The organism is Marinobacter sp. G5_S1_61_S3 (assembly GCF_054968585.1).
The window spans coordinates 124424-148177 of sequence record NZ_JBQKUK010000012.1; the positions used below are offsets into that span (position 1 = coordinate 124424).

The window sequence follows — 23754 nt, forward strand, 5'->3', positions numbered from 1 at the left end:
CTAAGACAAACTGGTTTAATTTATTTTGAATGTACCTATCCAGATGCCAAACTCCGACAACCGACTCAGCCAAGGTGCTCCCATGAAACAGGAACCGATTGCCAGCTCATCGCCCCCCTGCATGCTGGCAGAGCGACACCGGGATATTATCTGGCATGAGCCCGCGCCGGAGTCCCATGCGTTACTCAGCGGGCTCAGCCACTGCTTTGGCATTCATCTGAGCAACGACAGCGACAACCCCCAACAGCGCTTCGTCAGTGAACTGGGCGGACTGTTCCAGAAATGCCGGGTGGACGCTGAAACCGACCTGGAGCGACACAACCGCCCCTGGGGTAACGTGTACCTGATCCAGCACGGTGTGCTTCGACTGTTCCGGGAATCACTGACGGGAAAGGTGGCCATCCACCATTTTTTCACGGAAGGGGATCTGATCTGGCCTGTCTTTGGCAGAAGCCGAACTTCCCGCAACACCCTGTGCCTCACAGCCGTTACCCCCGCAACCCTCTGGGTGGCCGATTTTTCCGCGTTCCGGGCAGCAGTCCAGGCACAGGGGGATGGCGCCTGGGAAAAGTTCGCCATTGTGCTGACGGAGGAAGTCGCCGAGCTGACCAGCATGAGGGAATTCCGCAAGCAAACCATGCCGGCCCAGGAGCGTTACCGGCTGTTGCTGGACGAGTATCCCGAGCTGATCAAGCGGGTGCCGGACAACCAGCTGGCGTCGTGGCTGGGTGTGGTGCCGGCAACCTTCTCAAGGCTGAAGAAAGCGTCTGGCAACGGCCGCAGCTCGGGATAATCCATCGAACAGCGTCATTACGGGTTCGAGCTGAACAACACGTCACACTTCGTCTATTGCGTACACCTGTACGCTGAAGTACCGTAGCGGCATGACAGAACCGAACCAGGCACCCATGAAAGCTCGCGAGAACCCCGAAGAATCCGTCCATCACCGTATCGAGGAATGGCTGAACAGCGCCACCCACGGTCTCGGCGCCCTTCTTAGCGTGATCGGCACGATTGCATTGATCGTCGCGGCCAGCCAACTGGGTGATGTCTGGAAGATCGTCAGCTTCAGTATTTTTGGCGCGTCCCTGATCATGCTTTACCTGGCATCGGCGCTTTACCATGGTGCCCGCCACCCCCGGATGCGAGCGCTGTTCAAGACCCTGGATCACTGCGCCATCTTCGTGCTGATCGCCGGCACCTACACCCCTTTCCTGCTGGTCAACATGCGCGGCACCAGTGGCTGGACCCTGTTTGCCATCATCTGGTCCCTGGCGGCTACCGGCGTGGTTCTGAAAGTCATCTTCCAGAACCGCTTCAAACTGGCACGTGTAGGTATCTACATTGCCATGGGTTGGCTGATCTCCTTCGCCTCATCGGACCTGGTAGCGAGCATCAGCGAGACAGCCCTCTACCTGACCATCGCGGGTGGCGTGGTCTACACAGCCGGCGTCGGCTTCTACCTCGCGGACCGCATTCCCTACATGCATGCGGTATGGCACCTGTTCGTCATCGGCGGCAGCGCCCTCCACTTCAGCGCAATCTACTACGGCGTCCTGCCCCATACCCTTTGACAGCGTGACTGTGCCATAACGGCCAGACGAGCCGGATTTTGGTTATACTGTATAACCTCACCATGTCGGGAGCCGAGCGATGGCAAAGTGGCTGGTCAAGACCGAACCGTCCGAATGCAGCATTGATGACTTTGAGAACGCGAAGGATCAGACCATCCCCTGGGACGGAGTGCGCAACTATCAGGCGCGAAATTTCCTGCAGGAAATGGCCGAGGGGGACGACGTGCTTGTTTACCACTCCAGCTGCAAACACATTGGCGTGGCAGGGATTGTCCGCGTCGTCACGTCCGCCTATCCGGACCCGACCCAGTTCCGGGAAAACTCGCCCTACTACGACCCCAAAAGCACACCGGACAAGCCACGCTGGCAGGCCGTTGATATGGCCTTTGAGAAAAAGCTGCCGCGACTGATCCCACTGGATGAAATCAAGTCCCTGCCGGGGCTTGATGGCCTGGCGCTGATCAGGCGTGGCAACCGCCTGTCGGTGATGCCCGTTACTGAAGAGCAGTGGCGGATCATACTCGCCAACGCCTGAGCACAGTTCCCGCTACCCAATCCGGCCCACTCCCTTTAGAATTCAGGCTCCGCGATCGTTATGGAGTTGCTGTTTTCCCATGTCTGCCCAACCAAGCCCCACAACCGGATTCGAACAACTGCGCCGCATTGAGTCCAGCCGGATATTCCAGAGCGTGGTTATCGGCATTATCATCCTGTCGGCGCTCACCATTGGCGCAAAGACCTATGAGCTTCCGCCACTGGTGGAGGGTTCCCTTAGCGTGATGGACAACGCCATCACCTTGTTTTTCCTGATAGAAATCCTGTTCCGTTTTGCTGCCTGCCCCAACAAGAAACGCTTTCTGATGGACGGCTGGAACCTGTTCGACACACTGGTCGTGGTTGGCAGCCTTATTCCACTGGACAACTCCGACGCCGTGCTGCTTGGCCGATTGTTGCGAGTGTTCCGGGTGTTGCGCCTGGTCTCTGTGGTGCCAGAGCTGCGATTCCTGATCAACTCTCTTCTGAAAGCCATCCCGCGCATGGGCTACATCGCCCTGTTGATGTTTATCATTTTCTACATTTATGCGGCCATGGGCTCAATGTTCTTTGCCGACGTGGACGAGACCCTTTGGGGCGATGTCGCCATAGCCATGCTTACTCTGTTCCGGGTGGCAACCTTCGAGGACTGGACGGATGTAATGTATGCCACGATGGAATCCTACCCGCTCAGTTGGCTCTACTACCTGACGTTCATATTCCTGACGGCGTTCGTATTCCTCAACATGATGATCGGGGCGATCCTGGAAGTCATGAGTGAAGAACAGAACGCGGAGCAGGCCCAGAAAGCCCACGATGAACGGGACGAGATCGCACGCCAGTTAAAGGCGGTTCAGCAACAGCTGCAGGAACTGACGAAGCAGGTATCCGAAAAATCCGGGGGGCGCTGACCTCCGGAGTCGTTGGCCAGGGTGGCGTCGCCATGGCGAAGTGGAAAATCGTCACAGAAAATTTGTGCCCGACTGCAAACTGCAACCAATGGTCAATAGCCTTAGCGGTAATACCAGCTAAAGTATAAGAAACCATTTTGTAACAGGAACACTGGCATTATGACCCCTGATCACTTTACCAAGGCCGATCTGGAAGCCTGCGGACAAGGCACGCTCTTCCCCGGCAAGATGCGACTGCCCATAAATGAAATGCTGATGATGGACCGCGTTACCCATTTCAGCGAAACCGACGGGCTCTATGGCAAAGGCAGCATCGTTGCCGAGCTGGACATCAACCCGGACCTCTGGTTCTTCAAGGTTCATTTTGTGGACGATCCGGTCATGCCCGGCTGTCTGGGCCTGGACGCCATGTGGCAGTTGGTGGGTTTTTTCCTGGCAGCCACCGGAGGTGAAGGCAAGGGGCGCGCGCTTGGAAGCGGTGAGGTGAAGTTTTCCGGCCAGGTGCTACCCACGAACAAACTCGTTCGGTATCACCTCGACATCAAACGGGTCATCCGCCGCAAGCTCACCATGGCCATTGCCGATGCCCGTATGGAAGTGGATGGCCGGGAAATATACACCGCCAAAGACCTGAAGGTCGGCATGTTCAATTCTACGGATGACTTCTAGGAGCCGTTAAATGCGTCGTGTTGTTATTACAGGCATGGGAATCGTCTCCAGCCTCGGAACCAATCAAGACGAAGTAACCCGGTCCCTGCGGGATTCAATTCCTGGCATTGGCTTTAGCCAGGAAGCCAAGGACAACGGTCTGCGCAGCCATGTATGCGGACAGATTGACCTGAATCTGCCGGAACTGATCGACCGCAAACTGATGCGCTTCATGTGCCCGGCCTCCGGCTACACCTACCTGGCGATGAAAGAAGCCATTGAACAAGCCGGGCTGACAGAAGAGCACATCCGCGCCAACTCTACCGGCGTCATTACCGGCGCTGGCGGTGCATCAACGGTGGAGCTGATGGACGCCATCGACACCCACCGTGAGAAAGGCATCCGCCGGGTAGGGCCTTATCGTGTGCCCCGCACCATGGGCAGCGCTATCAACGCCTCTCTTGCCACGGCATTTGGCATTACCGGCATCAACTACGGCATCACCTCAGCCTGCGCCACCAGCGCCCATTCCATTGGCCATGCCGCCGATATGATTGCCCTGGGCCGCCAGGACGTGATGTTTGCCGGTGGCGGTGAAGACATCCACTGGACGTTGAGCCTGATGTTCGACGCCATGGGTGCGCTCTCCACCAAATACAACGACACCCCCGGAAAAGCCTCCCGCACCTACGATCGTGACCGGGACGGTTTCGTCATCTCTGGCGGCGGCGGCATCCTGGTACTGGAAGCCCTGGAGCATGCGGAAGCTCGCGGAGCCAACATCCTGGCCGAGTTGGTGGGCTTCGGCGCAACCTCTGACGGCGCCGATATGGTGGCGCCCAGCGGTGAAGGCGCCATTCGCTGCATGCAGCAGGCGATGAAAAACATCGATGGCGAGATCAGCTACATCAACACCCACGGCACCAGCACGCCAGCGGGGGATGTCACCGAACTCAAAGCCCTGAAGGAAACCTTTGGCGACAAGATACCGCCACTGAGCTCAACCAAGCCACTTTGCGGCCATGCTCTGGGCGCAGCCGGTGTGCACGAGGCCATCTACAGCCTGATCATGCAGCGGGGGAACTTTATTGCTCCGTCAGCCAATATCGAGAACCTGGATGAGGGCGCCGAAGGCTACCCCATCGTGCGGGAACGGCAGGACAACGTGGATCTGCCCCTGGTGATGAGCAACAGCTTTGGCTTCGGCGGCACCAATGGCACGCTGATCTTCAAGAAAGCCTGACCACCCGGCAGCAAGCCGCCGGGGCACGCACAAATTTGCGGCCCCGGCGTTTTCAATATTCCTTAAGCAACCCGCGAGCGGTAGGCTCCTGGCGATTTACCCATCCAGCGTTTGAACGCACGGCTGAAAGCACTGAGTTCGGAGAACCCGAGCTGTTCAGCGATTTCCACCAGGGGCTTACTGCGATCCTTCAGGTAGGCCAGCGCCCGTTCACGCCGGATGTCCTCAAGCAACGCAGCAAAGGTCAGATTTTCTTCTTTCAATCTTTTATGGAGCGTGTGCCGGCTCATGTGCAGTTGAGAGGCAACAGCCTCCACCCCTACCCGACCTCGCTCCAGATGCCCGGCAATCAACGAAGTCACTCGCGCACTGAACGGTGCCATAGCCGCGCGGGGCTTCATCGGTTCTGAGTGCATGTCACGGTCTCCTGATCATTCCCTGCAGGCACGCTTTACCTGCGCTGGTCAGCGTACACATGTTAGCCGAAAATAACCATATTGGGCTTTAGTCGCAGACAGGAAGACACACTCCGCCTAATAGCACAAAGAGCCGGGCTATCGACCCGATTACCGCACCCTTAGTGCCACAAGGGTCGATTAAGGTATAATCACGACACGCGCAATTTAATACCTGACTATTTTACTCTGGTATTGTATACTCACTCACCAGAAGAAACGGATATTGCCCTTGATTTTCAACAGGGCCGCACCCAATCCGTCATCCAAAAACCGATTGCAGGGCGCACCCAGATCTGGGGCGATCACTGCGACGCATGAATTTATGACATCCGCCCGGCAGCCCTGAACACGAGACTACCGGCGACACCAGGGGCTGCAAGGCCCGAGATGAGAGAATACGGAGCGACGATCATGGCGACCACCGATAAAGAGGTGAACGAGCTGATCAAACGGGAATACGAACACGGTTTCGTAACAGACATCGAAGCCGACACGTTCGAGCCCGGCCTGAACGAAGACGTCATTGCCCGCCTTTCCGCCATTAAGAAAGAGCCGGAATGGATGCTGGAATGGCGCCTGAAGGCCTACCGTCGCTGGCTGGAAATGGACGAGCCGGACTGGGCACACGTGGGTTACCCGAAAATCGACTACAACTCGATTTCCTATTACTCCGCGCCCAAGCGCAAGGAAGACATGCCCCAGAGCCTCGACGAAGTCGACCCTGAGCTGCTCAAGACCTACGAGAAACTGGGCATTCCCCTGCACGAGCGTGAAAAGCTCGCCGGCGTGGCTGTTGACGCCGTATTCGACTCCGTTTCGGTGGCGACCACCTTCAAGGAGCCGCTGGCCAAGGCAGGCGTAATCTTCTGCTCCATTTCGGAGGCCATCCAGGACTACCCGGAACTGGTGAAAAAGTATCTGGGTTCTGTGGTTCCTGCAGGCGACAACTTTTTCGCGGGCCTGAACTCCGCCGTGTTTTCAGATGGCACGTTCGTGTACGTACCCAAGGGTGTTCGTTGCCCCATGGAACTGTCCACTTACTTCCGCATTAACGCGGCCAATACCGGGCAGTTCGAGCGCACCCTGATCATCGCCGAGGACAGCAGCTACGTCAGTTATCTGGAAGGCTGCACCGCGCCGATGCGCGACGAAAACCAGCTTCACGCTGCCGTTGTTGAACTGGTGGCCCTGGACGATGCACAGATCAAATATTCCACGGTGCAGAACTGGTACCCGGGCGATGAGAATGGCAAAGGCGGCATCTTCAACTTCGTCACCAAGCGAGGCGCCGCTATTGGCAAGAACTCCAAGATTTCCTGGACCCAGGTCGAAACCGGTTCCGCGGTGACCTGGAAGTATCCGAGTTGCGTGCTGCGTGGTGACAACAGCGTGGGCGAATTCTACTCGGTGGCACTGACCAACAATTACCAGCAGGCGGATACCGGTACCAAGATGATTCATCTGGGCAAGAACACGTCCAGCACCATCATCTCCAAGGGCATTTCCGCCGGCAAGAGCTCCAACGCCTATCGCGGGCTGGTGAAGTTCGGCCCGGGTGCGGAAGGTGCACGTAACTATACCCAGTGTGATTCGCTGCTGATCGGCGACCGCTGTGGCGCCCACACCTTCCCGTACATCGAGAGCAAGAACAAGTCGGCCATCGTTGAGCACGAGGCAACCACCTCCAAGGTCAGCGACGAGCAGATGTTCCTCTGCCGCCAGCGTGGCATCGACCCGGAGCAGGCGGTTTCCATGATTGTGAACGGCTTCTGTAAAGAGGTGTTCAAGGAGCTGCCGATGGAGTTTGCCGTGGAAGCTGGCAAGTTGCTTGAAGTCAGCCTTGAAGGGTCCGTTGGTTAAGCCCAGGCTCATATACAGATATTCAGATTCCAGTTTTCAGATTATAGAGAGACGCCAGAAATGCTAAGCATCAAGAACCTGCACGCATCCGTTGAGGGTGAAGAGATCCTCAAGGGCATCAACCTGGAGATCAAGGCCGGGGAAGTTCACGCCATTATGGGCCCCAACGGCTCAGGCAAGAGCACCCTGTCCCAGGTGCTGGCAGGCAATGAGACATTTGAGGTAACCCAGGGCGAAATCAGCCTGAACGGCGAGAACCTGCTGGACCTTGAAACCGAAGAGCGGGCTCGTGAAGGTATTTTCCTGGCGTTCCAGTATCCGGTGGAGATTCCCGGCGTCAGCAACCTGCAGTTCCTGCGCACCGCCGTCAACGCCATGCGCACACACCGCGGCGAGCAGGGAATGAACGCCGCGGAGTTCATGAAGCTGGCCAAAGAGGTTTCCAAACAGGTGGACCTGGACCCGGCGTTCCTCAAGCGCGGTGTCAACGAAGGCTTCTCCGGGGGCGAGAAGAAGCGCAATGAGATTCTTCAGGCGCTGTTGCTGCAGCCAAAGCTGGCCATTCTGGATGAGACAGACTCAGGGCTCGACATTGATGCCCTGCAGGTGGTTTCCAAGGGCGTAAACGCCCTGCGCGCCGAAGACCGTGCCATTCTGATGGTGACTCACTACCAGCGTCTGCTGAACCACATCGTGCCAGACCATGTTCATGTACTGGCCGGTGGCAGGATCGTCAAATCCGGGGGTCGCGAGCTGGCCCTCGAGCTCGAAGAGCGTGGCTACGGCTGGCTCGGCGTGAAAGACGAAGAAGCCACCCCCAGTGCAGCCAGCTAAGGAGGCCGTGGAATGAAACCAGCACCAACCATTTCCAGCGCCTTCCTTGAGCCGGGCGGGCATTCGCTGCCCGAGCCGTTGCTTGAACTGCGCAAACAGCGGGGCACGGCACTGGTGGATATGCCATTGCCCACCCGCAAAACCGAGAACTGGAAATACTCCAGCCGGCACCTGAAGCTGACCGACGAACTGGCCACCACCCTGCCCACAACCGGCAAGGACGGCTGCAGCTTGTCGATTCCCGGTTATCGCGTGGTGTTCCACAACGGCGTGATGATTCCGGAGGCCTCGGACTTTCCGGACCTGGATGGCATCCGCATTCAACGCTTCGCCGATCTGGACGATGACGAGGCCGCGGCCCTGGCCGAACGCCTGGACAACACGCTGGACACCCGTGCCGTACAGATGGCGCGACTGAACTCCGCTCGCTTTGAAGACGGCCTGTACATCCAGCTGGACAAGGAAGCGGTTCTCGATCAGCCGCTGTTCATCGTGCACGAAGTGACCGGCACAGCTTCCGGCTCGGCGTACCCGCGCATTTATGTGGATGCCGCGCGTCACAGCCAGATTACGGTGGTAGAGGAATACCTCTCCAGTGGCGAGGAGCCGGTCATGGTGGATACCGTCACCGAGTTTGTACTGGCAGATGGAGCCCAGGTCACGAATGTGCGGCTGGTCATGGAAGGCGAAAATGTACAGCACATCGGGGCTACCGGTGTTCGCCAGGCCGCCAATTCCCGCTTCGAGAGCCACTGCGTGGGCTTCGGCGGACCACTGCGTCGCCATGACCTGCAGGTTCGGCTGGAAGGCGAAGGCGGTGAGTGCAAACTGAACGGCGTGGTTGTCACCCAGGGCAAACAGCACTACGACAACCATACCTCCATTGAACACGTGGCCGCTCACTGCGACAGCGAGGAAACCTATCGCAATATCGCTGCAGACGAGTCCCACGCGGTGTTCAATGGCCGCATCCATATCCACGAGGATGCCCAGAAGTCCAACGCGAACATGAACAACAAGAACCTGTTGCTCTCCACCGGCGCCGAAATCGACACCAAGCCCGAGTTGGAGATTTACGCGGACGACGTCAAATGCGCCCATGGTGCCACCATCGGCCAGCTCGACAGGATTTCCCTGTTCTATCTGGTATCCCGCGGCATCGGTCGCCGTGAGGCCAATACCCTTTTGACAATGGCCTTTATTAACGAACTTGTTGAACAGATTCCGGTTCAGGCGGTCAAAGACGCTGCCCAGCTCCGGCTGAATGAATTTTTCGATCAGACGTTTCAGGAGGCCTGACCGGTTATGACAGACCTTTCCATGGCCAAAAAGGCGGGCACTGCGGCGTTCGACGTCGAGGCCATTCGCCGGGACTTTCCGATTCTTGATCAGCAGGTCAACGGCAAGCCCCTCGTGTATCTGGACAACGGCGCTTCGTCACAGAAGCCCATCGCCGTGCTGGACGCCATGGATCGCTATTACCGGGAAATGCATTCCAACGTCCATCGGGGCGCCCACACGCTTGGCGACCGCGCCACCAGCGCCTTCGAGGGCGCCCGGGAGAAGGTTCGCGCGTTCCTGAACGCTGACAGCACCCGCGAGATTATCTGGACCCGTGGCACCACCGAGGCCATCAACGTGGTGGCCAATGGCCTGGCCGGCCGCCTCAAGCCTGGTGACGAAATTCTCGTCAGCCATATGGAACATCACGCCAACATCGTGCCCTGGCAGATGGTGGCCGAGCGCACGGGCGCGAAGGTGGTTCCCATCCAGATCACTCCACAGGGTGAATTGGATCTGGACTCGTTCAATAGTTTGCTGGGCGACCGCACCCGGGTACTGGCACTGACGCACGTGTCCAACGTCCTGGGCACGGTGAACCCGATTGCACCGCTGATTGAGCAGGCCAAGGCTCGCGGCGTGATCACCGTTATCGACGGCGCACAGGCGGTGCCGCATTTCCAGCCGGACGTACAGGCTCTGGGCTGTGATTTCTACGTGTTCTCGTCCCACAAGCTGTTCGGCCCGACGGGCGTTGGCGTGCTGTACGGCAAGGCCCAGTTGCTGGAAGAAATGCCCCCGTTCCAGGGTGGCGGTGAAATGATTGAGCGGGTGTCGTTCGAGCGCACCACTTGGAACGTGCTGCCTTACAAGTTCGAGGCCGGCACACCGCCGGTTGCCGAGGCCATCGGCCTGGGCGCGGCCATTGATTATCTGGGCAACCTGGATCGCAATGGCATGGAAGCGGCGGAAAACGCGCTTCTCACCCGCGCCAACGAACTGGTCGAGTCGGTCCCGGGCATGGAAATCATCGGTACGGCCAGCCAAAAGGTGCCGGTCATGTCCTTTAAAATCGCCGGCCTGCACCCCAGTGATATAGGAACACTGCTGGATCAGCAGGGCATCGCGATTCGCACTGGCCACCACTGCGCCATGCCGCTGATGGACTTTTACGGGGTTCCCGGTACAGCCCGGGCGTCCTTTGCGTTTTACAATACGCTGGAGGAAGTGGAACAATTATTCACTGCCCTGCAGAAAATCCAGCGTCTGTTTGCCTGATGGAGGTGGAAATATGACAGCCGAAGTCTTCACACCAACCGTGGCGGTCACCATGACCCCGACAGCGGTGAAACACGTACGCAAACAACTGGACAAGAAGCCTGAGGCGAAAGGTATCCGCCTGGCGATCAAGAAAAGCGGCTGTTCCGGCTTCAAGTATGAAACCCAGTGGGTGGAAGAAGCCGCAGCGGACGACAAGGTTTTTCACATCGACGGTGTGGACGTCTTTGTAAAGGAAGAGCACCTGCCTCTGGTGAACGGCATTGAAATTGATTTTGTGACCGAAGGGGTGAACTCCCTGTTCCAGTTCCGGAATCCGAATGCGACGGCAGAGTGCGGTTGTGGCGAGAGCTTTACAGTCGCCTGAACCCGACAAACCAGATAGCGAATACGAGGCCCATTAAGGCATGCAAGAACGGGAAGTGGTCCTGACCAAACGCGAAGTAGAGGCGCGCCTGGTGCCCGCCGGAACCGAAATCATGATTCCGTCGGACACCTTCGTCACCATCACACAGTCACTCGGTGGTAGCTTCACCGTGGCCGTGAACGGCAACCTCGCTCGTATTGAAGGCCACAATGCCGATGCACTGGGCAAGAAGCCCCTTGAAAGCAGCTTCGACACCCCCGAAGACGGTACGGTGAACGAAAACCAGGTGTGGGAAGCGATGCGCAACTGCTACGACCCGGAAATTCCGGTCAACGTGGTGGAGCTGGGCCTGATCTACGAGTGTGAAATACAGAATGGCACGGAAGACGGCAACCATGTGTACGTCAAGATGACACTCACGGCCGCCGGCTGCGGCATGGGCCCGGTGATCACTGAAGACGTCAAGACCAAGCTTGAGCATGTACCCAATGTGGACAAGGTGACCGTCGAACTGACCTTCGATCCACCCTGGAACAATGACATGCTCACCGACGAAGCCAAGCTTGAATTGGGGATGCTGTAATGACTGCCGCTGAACAGGAGTTTTTGAACAATCCGCTCGGGAAAGACACCACCCTCGAAGACGTCCTCGATGGCTTTGAATTCCTGGACGACTGGGAAGAGCGTTACGCGTTCATTATCGACCTTGGCAAGCAGCTACCTGCATTTCCGGACGACGAGCGCAGGGAAGAGAATTACGTTCACGGCTGTCAGAGCCAGGTGTGGCTGATCCATCATTACGATGAGCAAAGTGGCAAGCTGTACCTGCTGATTGACTCTGACGCCATCATCGTTCGCGGCCTTGCCGCCATTATCCTGGTGGCCCTGAATGGCAAGTCTCCCAGGGACCTGCTGGCCACGGACATCGACGAGCTGTTCGAACAACTGGATCTGTTCCGCCACATCTCGCCCACACGGGGCAACGGCCTGAGAGCCATGGTTGGCAAAATCCGGGATGTGGCTGCGGAAACCGCCGCAGCGTGATTGAGCAACCCTACCAGACGATAGCCACGTCATCCCGCTGTATATTGATCAGCCCGCCAAAGACAGGAATGCTGCCGTTACTGAAATCCGGGTGAACGTTGTTCACTGTCATGGTGGCGCGGCTGTCCACCAGTTCCGGGGTCGCCCCGGGTGAATCGAAGAAACTGGCACTGCGATAGAGTTTCAGCTCATCCCCCGGGCGCAAGCCTGCCGTGGCTCCGGAATCCAGCGTGACCTTGTTGCCGTCGACTCTCGTCACCCGCGTGATGAATGGCTGACAAGCCAGCGCATCATTGACCGCGGACACCATGTTGCTCATCAATCCAGCGACAGCCTGTCCGTACTCGGTTTCCCGGAAACCCGCCGACCCGAACCCATCAGAAGACCCCGGCCCAGCGTTCCAACGTGCCTCCGCCGAAAACCGCTCCTGATAGACAGGTGCGCCGCTGAAGCCGTCATAAACCATCATGTCCACCACAAACCGCCGGTTCTGGTTCGCCGCACCAATGCCCCGTTGCAGGCGGTCGATAACAGAACTTCCCCAGGCGTCCGGGTCAGACACGCCAACATCACGGATGACACCGGTAACCACGAACTGCACCCCAAGCTCGCGAGCCACCTGGATCACGTTGCTCAATCGATTGTTGAATTTCTGGTGCGTTGGGGCATTAAGCAGGTCATCAAACAGGCGCTGGGTGGTCGCACCAAAAACCTGGAGTTGGCCACCACTCTGTAGATCTGCCTGCAACAATTGCGGCAAGACTTCGCCGGCATCCCCTATGCGCCCTATCCGGGCCTGATCCGGATACACCATGGGGAAACCGGTCACGGCCACGCGCTTTCTCAACTCTGCGGCATCGCCGGCCTGGCACTGGCCGCCGGCCGACATGTCGGCGCGAACCGTGACACGTAACAAATTGCCCCGCCGGTACTCGTCCACCACTTCAACGGACTTTGCCCGCGCCGACGAGGCAACCTGTAGGCGGGATTCCGTCACCACACCGTTTTCCATGGTGTCGCGGCTACTGATCCTGGCTTCATACTGCAGGGAAACATCCCTTAACGCCGCCTTCTTAGCCTCCTGCCGTGCGCTGTCGACGTCATCGTTGTAAATGGTGGCGTGGCCGACGCCCTCCAGCACCACTGCCTGGGCACCGCCACACGCAATTACCAACAGTGCTGTGACAACGGAAATAGCCAGCTTCATGGGAAATCGTTCTCTTATTCGAGGTAGTAGAGGGAATCAACGCCCCGGCTCTGGAAATCTCCGGTGCTGTCATTGCCTCTGGGCATCGGAATTGGGCACAGGTCCTGCACTTCCCGATCGGTTACGCGGGAAACACAGGCACGGAACCTGGGCTCCAGCTTGAGTTCCATAACGGTTTCCACCACGCCGTCACTGTGTTCATTCACGGCAACCATTTTGGCGCCACGGATGTAGCTATCAACGTAGGTGCGGAACATATCGTTCTGCAATACGAAATCGTTAACCGTTGAGCTGCCGTAGATCACGGTGCCATAAACCCGTTCCGCCAGGTTGCGATAGGCATCCAACTGGGACGCACGCCGGGCAAGCAAGCGCTTACGCGTGTTCAGGCGATCTTTCGACACTTGCTCATAGGTTCCGAAGCCGCTAACCCTCACCGTAATCGGGTCCAGTTCGGTCTGCTGCCGGTCGGCACTGGCGTTCCGGTGCTGGCCCACGGGGGCGCAGCCGATCATTGTTACCACCAGCGCAGGTATCAGTATCCGCCGCAGGGTCATGTTGGTTCTCCGCAAAAAACATCTGTTCACTGCCCTTATGAAAAATTCACGCCAACCTTTGTAACCGACTGAATTCCATAATTTCATGTCCCACCGGGCCCGCCACACAGAAACCAGGCGGCAAAAAACTACCGCTATTTACAGTAAAAAAACAAACCGTTACCGCATCACCGGTGAGTCACGGTGGCAACTGAATTAACCTGAACTGAATGTCATTTTTAAATTAGCAGTATCATCGCTTCATCAGGACACATCATGACCCCATATCGTCTGACCAAGCTATCACTGGCCATCGGCCTTTCCATCGCCACCACCTCCGCCATCGCGAGCCCGCAGGCGTTCATGTCGTCACGCTCCTTCGCCATGGGCGGCACCGGTGTTGCCGTCGCCCATCCGGCTGCGGCGGGCGCCACCAATCCGGCGATGATGGCTGCAGACCACCATGAATGGTCCAACGATTTTGGTCTGATGCTGCCCTCCGTCAACGCCCGCTTTGCGGACGAAGAGGAAACCGTTGATCAGATCGACGATATTCAAGACACGATTGATCGCTTCCAGGAACTGGATAAGACGTCCAACCCGCAAGATGCCCGCCAAGCCGCCGGTGACCTGAGACGCCAGCTCAATGACTTTGACCGCGACACCGTCCGGATTGACGGCGGCCTGGGACTCGCCCTGGCCGTGCCCACCGAGTCTTTTGCCGTCGGCTTTTTCACCAACGGCAACGTTCGCGCCACCGTCCGCGGGGAGTTCGACGAGGACGACGAGCAGTTTCTGGCCGACCTGGAAACGGCAACCATCCCGGAACTAATTGCCGCCGATCTCGACCGCGACCTGGAGTCCCGCGGCCGCATCCTGGCCTCTGCCGTTGCCGAAGTAGGTCTTTCCATCGCCACTTCCATAGAGCTTCAGGACAGCTCACGTCTGCAACTCGGCGTATCGCCAAAATACGTTCAACTGCGCACCTTCCAATACACCGAAACCGTCTCCGGGTTTGAGGACGACGAGTTCGACAGCGACGAATACCAGACCGACAAGAGCGGGTTCAACCTGGACGTGGGCGCCGCCTACGCTTTCGGATCCCGCAACCAGTGGAATGCCGGCATTGCGGTCAAGAACCTGATCCCGATGGAGCTGGACTCTGCAGCCAGCCGCCCAGACGAGGAAAAGCGCACTCTGGAACTTGAGCCGATGGTAACTGCGGGCATCGCCCATAAAGGCGACTTCCACGTGCTGACCGCAGAAGTGGACCTGACGGAAAAGAAAGCCTTCGGCTATGAGGATGACACCCAGTGGGTTGCTCTCGGCGCGGAGTTCGACGCTTTCCGCTACGCGCAACTTCGCTTCGGCGTGCGCCAGAACCTGGCCAGCAATGACGACAACGATGGCATCGAGGAAGACACCCAGTTTACGGCCGGTATCGGCCTGTCGCCCTTCGGTGCCCGCCTCGATATCGGCGGCCTGATCAGCGATGCCGATCTGGGCGCGGCGATTGAGTTCGGCGCTGCGTTCTAAGCCTGTTGTATAGAAGCAGTCCACCAAGCCCGGTTTGATACCGGGCTTTTTTTGTGGCCAACCGGTTTGCCTGTGGCCAGCCTTGCCGGGATAATCCCCAGAGCAACATCCCTCAAGGAGCAGAACCCAATCCATGAAAACCTATCTGGTGGGCGGAGCCGTCCGTGATGAACTTCTTGGTCTGCCGGTCAAAGACCGGGACTGGGTGGTCACCGGTGCAACTCCGGAAGACATGTTGCGAAAGGGCTTCAAGCAGGTAGGCGCGGATTTTCCGGTATTCCTTCACCCAGACACCCGGGAGGAGTACGCATTAGCACGAACGGAACGAAAGCAGGGGCGAGGCTACCACGGATTTACCGTGTACAGCGCCCCGGACGTGCCCCTTGAGGACGACCTGAAGCGCCGTGACCTGACCATCAACGCCATGGCAAAGTCCACCGCAGGTGAAATTGTCGACCCCTTCCACGGCCGCCAGGACCTGCAGGATCACAAACTACGCCACGTTTCCGAGGCCTTCGCCGAGGATCCGCTGCGCATACTGCGCACCGCACGCTTTGCTGCCCGCCTGCAGCCCCAGGGATTCACCATTGCCGAACCCACCATGGCGCTGATGCGGCAGATGGTGGACCAGGGCGAGGTCGGCAACCTGGTGCCGGAGCGGGTATGGCAGGAAATCCAGCGAGCGTTGCATGAGCAGGAACCCGGCACCTTTTTCGAAGTCCTGCGTGAATGCGGCGCACTGGCCGTCCTTATACCGGAGCTTGAGCCACTCGAGGCGTTTTCAGGCGCCATCGGCGCCTTGCGCCGTGCCCACGAAAGCAGCGATGATACGAGTGTCCGCTTCGCCGCGCTGCTTTCCCCCCTGGCGCCAGCCGAAGCCCGGAATCGAGCCAGGGCACTGAAAGCCCCCAACGACTGCCAGGATCTCACCCGCCTCATCACCGACGTGATACCAAAGATTCACACTATAACGTCTCACGACGCCGACCTGTTGCTGGACATGCTGGATGGAGCAGACGTGTGGCGTCGGGCAGACCGATTTTCCGGCCTATTGGTTGCTCTGAAATGCGCGCTGCCGGAGCCAGAGCGGCACAGGGTGGATTGGCTGAAATCCGCGCAACACGCCGCCACCGGGGTACAGGCGAAAACCCTGATGGAACAAGGGTTTCGTGGAAAAGAACTGGGTGAAGCAATCCGCAAAGAGCGGTTACGGCGTATCCTCGCATTCCTCAACAAAGAGTAGACACGCGATGGCATCCTCAACACCTGTAGTGCTCATTACCGGCGCAGCGCATCGGCTTGGCGCCCATACCGCCAGACATCTCCACCAACGCGGCTGGAACCTGGTCATTCATTACCGTTCGCGGGAGGCGGACGCAAACGCCCTTCGTGACGAGCTCAACAGCATCCGACAGAAATCGGCGGTTGCCATCCAGGCCGATCTTGCCGCCCCGGATCAGACAGAACTGCTGGCCCGCAAGGCAGTTTCCACCTGGGGTCGACTTGATGGCCTGGTGAACAACGCCTCGGTGTTCTACCCGAACCCTACACAGGACGCCAGCCCAGGTGACTGGGACGCGATCATGAACACCAACCTGCGGGCGCCTTTTTTTCTCGGCCAGGCCTGCCTGCCAGCGTTGAAACTGTCACAGGGCGCCATCGTGAATCTTATCGACATCTACAGCCAACGGCCGCTGGCCGACCATCCACTATACTGCGCCAGCAAGTCCGGGCTCGCTTCACTGACCCTGTCCTGGGCGAAGGACCTGGCACCGGAGGTACGTGTAAATGGGGTTTCACCAGGCGCGATCCTTTGGCCAGAGGGTGACGCGGCGATCGACGAAGGTTACCAGCAAAGTATACTGGCCAAGACGCCCCTGGCCCGCACCGGCAAGCCGGAGGACATTGCTGGCGCCATCGCCTTCCTGCTGTGCGACGCCCCGTTTGTCACCGGCCAGATCCTCGCGGTGGATGGCGGACGCAGCCTCAATATGTAAAACCATCGCAGTTGCCTGCTTTGGCCCACTCTCGCTTTCCGATACAATGAATCCAGCTTTTAAAATCTGCGTGCAAACCGGAGAGACTCCATGCGTGATGTAGTTATCGTAGCCGCCAAACGTACCGCCGTCGGCAGCTTCGGCGGCGGGCTGTCCAGCCTGAGTGCCGATAAGCTGGGCAGCGCCGTTATCAAAGCCCTGCTTGAAGAAACCGGTGTTGCTGCCGATCAGGTCAACGAAGTGGTCCTTGGCCAGGTTCTGACGGCCGGTTGCGGACAGAATCCGGCACGCCAGGCGTCCATCAACGCCGGCATCCCCGCCTCTGTACCGGCAATGACGATCAACAAGGTATGTGGCTCGGGACTGAAGGCGGTGCACATGGCGGTCCAGGCCATTCGCTGCGGCGATGCCGAGCTGATGATTGCAGGTGGTCAGGAGAGCATGAGCCAGGCTCCCCACGTGCTGCCCAACAGCCGCAACGGCCAGCGCATGGGTAACTGGAACATGGTGGACACCATGATTTCCGATGGCCTTTGGGACGCCTTTAACGACTACCACATGGGCGTCACCGCAGAAAACATCGTGGAGAAGTACGGCATCACCCGTGAAGAACAGGACGAGTTTGCTGCCGCGTCCCAACAGAAGGCGGCCGCCGCGATCGACGCTGGCTACTTCGAAAGCCAGATTGTTCCCATCACTATTCCTCAGCGCAAGGGCGATCCACTGATCGTCAACACGGACGAGAACCCGCGCGCTGGCGTAACCGCGGACAGCCTGGGCAAGCTTCGTGGCGCGTTCAAAAAGGATGGAACCGTCACCGCCGGCAATGCGTCTTCCCTTAACGACGGCGCGGCGGCCGTCATCGTGTGCAGCGCCGACAAGGCCAAGGAACTTGGGCTTGAGCCTCTGGCCACTATCAGGGCTCATGCCAATGCCGGTGTCGACCCGGCCATTATGGGCACCGGCCCGATCCCTGCTAGCCAGCGCTGCCTGAAACTGGCCGGTTGGTCGGTGGACGATCTGGATCTGGTGGAAGCGAACGAAGCCTTCGCCGCCCAGGCCATTTCCGTTAATCGGGACCTGGGATGGGATACCGCGAAGGTCAATGTGAACGGTGGTGCTATCGCACTGGGCCATCCAATCGGGGCTTCCGGTTGCCGGATCCTGGTCAGCCTGCTGCACGAGATGGCTCGCCGGGATGCAAAGAAGGGGCTTGCCACCCTGTGCATTGGCGGCGGCATGGGTGTTGCCCTCGCCGTGGAGCGTTGATCACAGGATGTTGAACGTGGTGCTGTTCGAGCCGGAGATACCGCCGAATACCGGCAATATCATCCGGCTCTGCGCCAACACCGGCTGCCGGCTGCATCTGATTGAACCCCTGGGTTTTACCCTGGAAGACAAACAGATGCGCAGGGCAGGCCTGGATTACAGTGAATACGCAACGGTAACGGTACACTCCGACTACCAGGCCTTTTTGGAGAGTGAGCAACCTTCAAGGCTTTTCGGGCTGACCACCAAAGGTAGCCGCGGCTATCATGATGTCGAATACCAGAATGGTGACTATCTGATGTTCGGCCCCGAAACCCGCGGGCTGCCACAGGACATCCGAGAGGCGATGCCGGAGCACCATCGCCTGAGAGTGCCCATGCGACCGGAAAGTCGCAGCCTTAACCTATCCAACACGGTAGCACTGGTGGTTTATGAAGCGTGGAGGCAATTTGGATTTGAAGGGTCGCAGTAACCCTCGCCACAGCGGATGGCCCATTATTGCCGTTTTGCTCATGCTGACTACCAGCAACGCCTGGCCCAATAATAATACGCAGGCTACCCGTGTTATCACCACGCCCTCGACAACGTCAGAAGTGTCTGTGGTCCTTGGCAAACAGATCATCAGAAAGCTCTATGACAGCTGCGGGCTGGACATAAGATATCTGGATGTCCCGGCCGCACGGGCCGTGCTTATGGCAGAGAAAGGCCAGTCAGACGGCGAGCTTGCCCGAATCCCGATGGCCGTCAACGACAATGCTCCGTTGCTACCGCTGGCGACGCCCATCCAGGAGGCACGCCTGGTTTCGGTGGCTCTCAACGGCAAGGCCGGCGATTCAAAGGCCTCTTTGAAGGGAAAACGGATTGGTTTCCTCAATGGCTATCGAATGATCGCGCGGGTGCTGCCCGAGGATGCGACACAGGTAGCCACCAGCGACACCTTTCAATTGATCGATCTGCTCGAACGAGGCCGTATCGACGTGGCACTGACCCTGGAGTGGGACGCCCTGGCCGCCAAACGCAAGAACCCAAACCTGTCCATTGGCGAGCCACTGCTGCAAGCCCCCCTCTATCACTGGGTTCATGAATCCCGAAAAGACGATATCCCTTGCCTGTCCCGGGCGCTGGAATCCATGAAGGCATCCGGCGAGATCGACCAGATAATCAGTGACGGTATCGGACAGGAAACCGCCCAATAAAAAACCCCGCGAACCTGAACCGTTGGCGGGGTTTTTCTGGCGCTTGTGACGAGAACGTATCAGTGAGTCTGTTCTTCCTTCGCTTCCCCTGACGCCTCTTCCTGCTTGCGCTTCAATGCCTGTGCATAGATGGCATCAAAGTTAACCGGTGCCAGCATCAGCGCCGGGAAGCTACCCCGACCGACCACGCCGTCAATGGCTTCCCGAGCGTAGGGGAACAGGATGTTGGGGCAATAGGCACCCAGCATCTGGCCAAGCTGTGGGCCTTCAATACCTTTCACCAGGAAAACGCCCGCCTGCTGAATCTCGACGATGTAAGCCACTTTTTCATCGACTTTCGCGGTCACAGTCAGAGACAGGACCACTTCGTACTGGTTATCGCTGATCTTGTTGTGGGAGGTGTTCAGATCCAGATTAACCTGAGGTTTCCACTGGTCCTGAAAAACCGTCGGGGAATTCGGCGACTCGAACGACAGATCCTTCACATAGATACGCTGGAGCGCGAACTGTGGTTGATTCTGGTTTTCGTTGCCTGCTGCGGCCTGCTCGTTTTCAGCCATGTTCAATCCTTTCATTCTCGATAAGGGGCAACCAGGGCCCGTTGTTATGTCAGTGCTGCCGGAACAGTGTAATGCCTGGCTCCGCCGGCCGATGTGAAACAGTGCGACAGTTTACCGTTCAGTTCAAGGCCTGGCAGGGCCGTTACTTCTTCACCAACGGCAGATTGCTGCCTTTCCAGTCCGCAACGCCACCGTTGAGGCGAACCACATTGGCGTAGCCTTCCGCATTCAACTGCTTGACCGCCATGGCGGAATGCTGACCCATCTTGTCAGCCACAATAATCTGCTTGTCCTTGAACTTCTTCAGTTCCGACGCACGACTTTTGATACTATTAAGGGGAATATTGATTGAACCGATTATCCGGCCCTCGTTAAAATCCTTGCGATCACGGATATCGACGACGACAGCTTCGTCGCGGTTAATCAGATTCACGGCTCCCTGCGCAGAGATTTTCTTGCCGCCACGGCGAGACTCGAGCACCAATATGGCCAGCAGGAAAGCGACAAACAGAGATACCAGAATGTAATGGTTAACCGCGAACTCGAACACCCTTTCCATGAAAACACCTTGCTGAATAGTTTGTGGCGGGATTATACACACCCTTCCCCAAGGACAGAAGGTGACCAGGCCGAAGGTGACGCCACTGGCCGGAGGGTGCGAAAATGTTTAGAATCAATGTTCGTTTTAGTAAATTTACCAAACTACCATCGGATTAAGTGATGACTGCCACGCGTAAGCCTACCGCACTGATCATTCTTGATGGCTGGGGCCACCGTGACCCGGCTGAAGACAACGCCATCAGCAATGCCAACACCCCGTGTTGGGATAAGCTCTGGGAAAATCAGCCGAAAACACTCATCAACACCTCCGGCATGTTTGTCGGTCTGCCCCAGGGACAGATGGGTAATTCCGAGGTTGGGCACATGAACCTGGGCGCTGGCCGGGTGGTTTATCAGAGCCTGACACGCATCGACAAAGATGTAGAAGAAGGTAGTTTTACGGAAAATTCCGTACTTTGCGCCGCCATTGATAAAGCCGTCAGCAGCAACCGTGCTGTGCACCTGATGGGCCTGCTTTCCCCCGGCGGCGTTCACAGCCATGAAGACCACGTACTGGCGGCCGCTGAAATGGCAGCCAAGCGCGGCGCGAAGGAAGTCTATATCCACGCCTTCCTCGATGGCCGCGACATGCCTCCCCGCAGTGCAAAAGCGTCACTGGAAAAAGCTGCCACCAAACTCAAGCACTTGGGCGTGGGCCGGGTGGCCTCCATTGTTGGCCGCTACTACGCCATGGACCGCGACAATCGCTGGGACCGCGTGGAAGAAGCCTACAACGTTATGACCCTGGGCGAAGCAGAATTCACTTCAGCTGATCCGGTGTCCGGGTTGGAGCAAGCCTACGAGCGCGGCGAGAACGACGAGTTTGTAAAGGCCACCCGTATCATGGCCAGCGGCGATAACGAAGGCACCATCAACGACGGTGACACCGTTATATTCATGAATTTCCGCGCTGATCGCGCCCGCGAGATGACACGCTGCTTCGTGGAAAAGGACTTCGACGGTTTTGAACGTCGCAAGCATCCGGAACTGGCTGACTTCGTCATGCTGACCGAGTACGCAGCCGACATTAACACCTCGTGCGCTTATCCCCCGGAGCAGTTGACCAATGGTCTGGGCGAGTATGTGGCCAACCTCGGCAAAACCCAGCTGCGGATTTCCGAAACCGAGAAGTACGCACACGTTACCTTCTTCTTTAACGGCGGCCTCGAAACACCGTTTGAAGGTGAGGACCGAATCCTGGTTCCTTCGCCCAAAGTGGCGACTTACGACCTGCAACCGGAAATGAGTGCGCCCGAGGTCACTGACAAGCTGGTCGAGGCAATCAAGAGCGGGAAATACGACCTGGTTGTCTGTAACTATGCCAATGGCGACATGGTGGGCCACACCGGCAAGCTGGATGCCGCCATCAAGGCCGCGGAATGCATCGACCAGTGCGTAGCCCGTATTACCGAAGCCTTGCAGGAAGTGGGTGGTGAAGCATTGATCACCGCTGACCACGGCAACTGCGAGCAGATGACCGACCCCAATTCCGGCCAGGTACACACGGCCCACACGATCGGCCCCGTGCCGCTTATCTACGTTGGCCCACGCAACGTCAACCTCAGGGACGACGGTAGCCTCAGCGACGTGGCGCCCACCCTGCTGAGCCTGATGAGCCTGGAACAACCGGCTGAAATGACCGGGCACAGCCTGGTGGAGATCGGTTGAGTCTGCGTCTTTGGCTGGCGGTGGCGATGCTTGCAGTCGTCACGCCAGCACTGGCGGAGCAACAGGTCACACCTGGCCAGATAGAAGATCTCAAGGAAGAGATTGCCGATATTGATGAGTGGCTTGCCGACGCCGAGGAAGACCGTTCCTCGCTGGAGCAACAGCTCTCCGGGCTCGAACAGGAAATAGGCCGGCTCACCCGCGAACGCCGGGAGCTCCGCCAGCAGGCACGGGAACAGCAACTGCGCCTGACCGAGCTCGGCAAGGAAGAGACCGAACTCACCCGCGTGCTGGAAAGCCAGCGCGACAGCCTGAAGAAACAGATCCGCGCCGCCTGGATGGAAGGCGACGCGCCCGCCGTCAAAGTCCTGCTCAACGAGATCGACCCGGACAAGGTCGCCCGCACGATGACCTACTACGAGTACCTCAGCCGGGACACCATTGACCGCCTCGAGGCGTTCGCTGCCAATCTCCGGCAATTGAAAGAAACGCAGAAGCAGGTCAAGGCCGGGCGGATGCGGCTGGCAGAACTGGAAGAGAATGTCGCCGACCGCCAACAAAAGCTGAGCAGCAGCAAAAAGGAACGGGAACAGACCCTGGCGGCCCTGAAAACCGACATCAGCAATCGACTGAGCGAACGCGAGGAACTGGAAGAGGATCGCAAGCGCCTGGAAAAACTGCTGCGGGAGGTCGAAGAGGCCATCGCCAACATCCCCACGCCCAATGAGTCAGATCCGTTCGGATCACTCAAGAACAAACTGCCGTGGCCGGCGGAAGGCAAAATCGTTCGCAACTTCGGAGACAGCTACGCCAGCGGAAAACTCAAGCACAACGGGCTGCTGATCAACACCGCCGAGGAAGGCGACGTAAAAGCCGTTCACTATGGCCGCGTTGTTTTCGCCAACTGGCTGCGCGGGTTTGGCCTGATCACCATCCTCGACCACGGCGACGGCTACATGACGCTCTACGGCCACAGCAGTAGTCTGTTCACCAGCCCCGGAGACTGGGTTGAAGCGGGCGAGGCAATTGCCCAGGCTGGCCGAACCGGCGGGACCAATGACCCCGCGGTGTATTTTGAGGTCCGCCACAATGGAAAACCGGACAATCCCCGACGCTGGCTCGGCAACCGCTGAACGGGTTCACGCTACCCCAA

At 58.2% G+C, this 23754-nt stretch carries 26 protein-coding genes; 21 read left to right on the forward strand and 5 right to left on the reverse strand.

From position 1 onward, the window contains the following. The first annotated feature begins 82 nt into the window (after window positions 1-82). From ACTRWH_RS13450 to fabB, 6 genes are all read left to right on the forward strand, one after another. The gene (locus ACTRWH_RS13450) at window positions 83-793 is read left to right on the forward strand and encodes a Crp/Fnr family transcriptional regulator (protein WP_462826509.1); all 711 of its coding nucleotides are present in this window, start codon (window positions 83-85) and stop codon (window positions 791-793) included. Between the two features lie 91 nt (window positions 794-884). Then, window positions 885-1574, forward strand: a complete 690-nt coding sequence (gene trhA, locus ACTRWH_RS13455; RefSeq protein WP_462826511.1) for a PAQR family membrane homeostasis protein TrhA — start codon at window positions 885-887, stop codon at window positions 1572-1574. Between the two features lie 79 nt (window positions 1575-1653). After that, window positions 1654-2109 (forward strand): EVE domain-containing protein, encoded by a 456-nt coding sequence (locus tag ACTRWH_RS13460; protein ID WP_091642894.1) that lies wholly within the window; start codon window positions 1654-1656, stop codon window positions 2107-2109. Window positions 2110-2188: 79 nt separating this feature from the next. Then, window positions 2189-3019 carry an ion transporter gene (locus ACTRWH_RS13465; protein WP_091642891.1) on the forward strand — a complete coding sequence of 277 codons (831 nt, stop codon included), beginning with the start codon at window positions 2189-2191 and terminating at the stop codon, window positions 3017-3019. Between the two features lie 159 nt (window positions 3020-3178). Beyond that, window positions 3179-3688, forward strand: coding sequence for a bifunctional 3-hydroxydecanoyl-ACP dehydratase/trans-2-decenoyl-ACP isomerase (gene fabA, locus ACTRWH_RS13470; RefSeq protein WP_007153372.1), 510 nt, complete (start codon window positions 3179-3181; stop codon window positions 3686-3688). A 10-nt stretch (window positions 3689-3698) separates the two neighbouring features. After that, complete coding sequence (gene fabB, locus ACTRWH_RS13475; protein WP_085679192.1) at window positions 3699-4910, forward strand: beta-ketoacyl-ACP synthase I; 1212 nt, start codon at window positions 3699-3701, stop codon at window positions 4908-4910. A 62-nt stretch (window positions 4911-4972) separates the two neighbouring features. Here the strand turns inward: fabB and ACTRWH_RS13480 are convergent, their stop codons facing one another. Further along, window positions 4973-5326 carry a helix-turn-helix transcriptional regulator gene (locus ACTRWH_RS13480; protein ID WP_041334002.1) on the reverse strand — a complete coding sequence of 118 codons (354 nt, stop codon included), beginning with the start codon at window positions 5324-5326 and terminating at the stop codon, window positions 4973-4975. A 453-nt stretch (window positions 5327-5779) separates the two neighbouring features. Between ACTRWH_RS13480 and sufB the strand changes: the two genes are divergently transcribed. Genes sufB through ACTRWH_RS13515 form a run of 7 tightly spaced genes read left to right on the forward strand, consistent with a single transcriptional unit; the run spans window position 5780 to window position 12032 of the window. Further along, window positions 5780-7228, forward strand: coding sequence for a Fe-S cluster assembly protein SufB (gene sufB, locus ACTRWH_RS13485; RefSeq protein WP_075194399.1), 1449 nt, complete (start codon window positions 5780-5782; stop codon window positions 7226-7228). A gap of 60 nt (window positions 7229-7288) precedes the next feature. After that, the gene (gene sufC, locus ACTRWH_RS13490) at window positions 7289-8062 is read left to right on the forward strand and encodes a Fe-S cluster assembly ATPase SufC (RefSeq protein WP_462826512.1); all 774 of its coding nucleotides are present in this window, start codon (window positions 7289-7291) and stop codon (window positions 8060-8062) included. 12 nt (window positions 8063-8074) lie between these two features. Continuing rightward, the gene (sufD, locus tag ACTRWH_RS13495; RefSeq protein ID WP_462826513.1) at window positions 8075-9361 is read left to right on the forward strand and encodes a Fe-S cluster assembly protein SufD; all 1287 of its coding nucleotides are present in this window, start codon (window positions 8075-8077) and stop codon (window positions 9359-9361) included. Window positions 9362-9367: 6 nt separating this feature from the next. Then, entirely contained in the window at window positions 9368-10621 is a 1254-nt protein-coding gene (locus tag ACTRWH_RS13500; protein WP_462826514.1) for a SufS family cysteine desulfurase, read from the forward strand. A gap of 13 nt (window positions 10622-10634) precedes the next feature. After that, window positions 10635-10988, forward strand: coding sequence for a HesB/IscA family protein (locus tag ACTRWH_RS13505; protein ID WP_007153379.1), 354 nt, complete (start codon window positions 10635-10637; stop codon window positions 10986-10988). A 40-nt stretch (window positions 10989-11028) separates the two neighbouring features. Continuing rightward, window positions 11029-11571, forward strand: coding sequence for a putative Fe-S cluster assembly protein SufT (sufT, locus tag ACTRWH_RS13510; protein WP_007153380.1), 543 nt, complete (start codon window positions 11029-11031; stop codon window positions 11569-11571). Continuing rightward, window positions 11571-12032 carry a SufE family protein gene (locus tag ACTRWH_RS13515; RefSeq protein WP_007153381.1) on the forward strand — a complete coding sequence of 154 codons (462 nt, stop codon included), beginning with the start codon at window positions 11571-11573 and terminating at the stop codon, window positions 12030-12032. Before sufT ends, ACTRWH_RS13515 begins: the two co-directional genes overlap by 1 nt. A 10-nt stretch (window positions 12033-12042) precedes the next feature. On the opposite strand, the gene ACTRWH_RS13520 is transcribed toward ACTRWH_RS13515, so the two are convergent. Together ACTRWH_RS13520 and ACTRWH_RS13525 are read right to left on the reverse strand one after the other, a co-directional pair. Further along, a complete protein-coding gene (locus tag ACTRWH_RS13520) occupies window positions 12043-13239 on the reverse strand; it encodes a flagella assembly protein FlgT (protein WP_379865713.1) in 1197 nt (398 codons plus the stop codon). 14 nt (window positions 13240-13253) lie between these two features. Further along, window positions 13254-13796 carry an LPP20 family lipoprotein gene (locus ACTRWH_RS13525; protein WP_036208805.1) on the reverse strand — a complete coding sequence of 181 codons (543 nt, stop codon included), beginning with the start codon at window positions 13794-13796 and terminating at the stop codon, window positions 13254-13256. Between the two features lie 255 nt (window positions 13797-14051). On the opposite strand from ACTRWH_RS13525, the gene ACTRWH_RS13530 reads away from it, so the two are divergent. From ACTRWH_RS13530 to ACTRWH_RS13555, 6 genes are all read left to right on the forward strand, one after another. Beyond that, window positions 14052-15311, forward strand: a complete 1260-nt coding sequence (locus tag ACTRWH_RS13530; protein ID WP_164732106.1) for a conjugal transfer protein TraF — start codon at window positions 14052-14054, stop codon at window positions 15309-15311. Between the two features lie 133 nt (window positions 15312-15444). After that, complete coding sequence (locus tag ACTRWH_RS13535; RefSeq protein WP_379865717.1) at window positions 15445-16554, forward strand: tRNA nucleotidyltransferase/poly(A) polymerase-related protein; 1110 nt, start codon at window positions 15445-15447, stop codon at window positions 16552-16554. Window positions 16555-16561: 7 nt separating this feature from the next. Continuing rightward, window positions 16562-17308: a pteridine reductase gene (locus ACTRWH_RS13540; protein ID WP_085679174.1), complete on the forward strand. Its 747-nt coding sequence runs from the start codon at window positions 16562-16564 to the stop codon at window positions 17306-17308. A gap of 90 nt (window positions 17309-17398) precedes the next feature. Then, entirely contained in the window at window positions 17399-18577 is a 1179-nt protein-coding gene (locus ACTRWH_RS13545) for an acetyl-CoA C-acetyltransferase (RefSeq protein WP_007153388.1), read from the forward strand. A 7-nt stretch (window positions 18578-18584) separates the two neighbouring features. Further along, window positions 18585-19049: a tRNA (uridine(34)/cytosine(34)/5-carboxymethylaminomethyluridine(34)-2'-O)-methyltransferase TrmL gene (gene trmL / locus ACTRWH_RS13550; RefSeq protein ID WP_036208783.1), complete on the forward strand. Its 465-nt coding sequence runs from the start codon at window positions 18585-18587 to the stop codon at window positions 19047-19049. Next, on the forward strand, window positions 19033-19773 hold the full coding sequence (locus ACTRWH_RS13555) for a substrate-binding periplasmic protein (RefSeq protein WP_157665575.1): 741 nt from the start codon (window positions 19033-19035) through the stop codon (window positions 19771-19773). Before trmL ends, ACTRWH_RS13555 begins: the two co-directional genes overlap by 17 nt. A 59-nt stretch (window positions 19774-19832) precedes the next feature. Here the strand turns inward: ACTRWH_RS13555 and secB are convergent, their stop codons facing one another. After that, window positions 19833-20333: a protein-export chaperone SecB gene (gene secB / locus ACTRWH_RS13560; protein WP_007153391.1), complete on the reverse strand. Its 501-nt coding sequence runs from the start codon at window positions 20331-20333 to the stop codon at window positions 19833-19835. Between the two features lie 142 nt (window positions 20334-20475). Beyond that, window positions 20476-20892, reverse strand: a complete 417-nt coding sequence (locus ACTRWH_RS13565) for a rhodanese-like domain-containing protein (RefSeq protein ID WP_462826515.1) — start codon at window positions 20890-20892, stop codon at window positions 20476-20478. A 161-nt stretch (window positions 20893-21053) separates the two neighbouring features. On the opposite strand from ACTRWH_RS13565, the gene gpmM reads away from it, so the two are divergent. Beyond that, complete coding sequence (gene gpmM, locus ACTRWH_RS13570) at window positions 21054-22601, forward strand: 2,3-bisphosphoglycerate-independent phosphoglycerate mutase (RefSeq protein ID WP_462826516.1); 1548 nt, start codon at window positions 21054-21056, stop codon at window positions 22599-22601. Between the two features lie 26 nt (window positions 22602-22627). Continuing rightward, entirely contained in the window at window positions 22628-23734 is a 1107-nt protein-coding gene (locus tag ACTRWH_RS13575; protein WP_036208774.1) for a murein hydrolase activator EnvC family protein, read from the forward strand. Window positions 23735-23754: the final 20 nt, after the last annotated feature.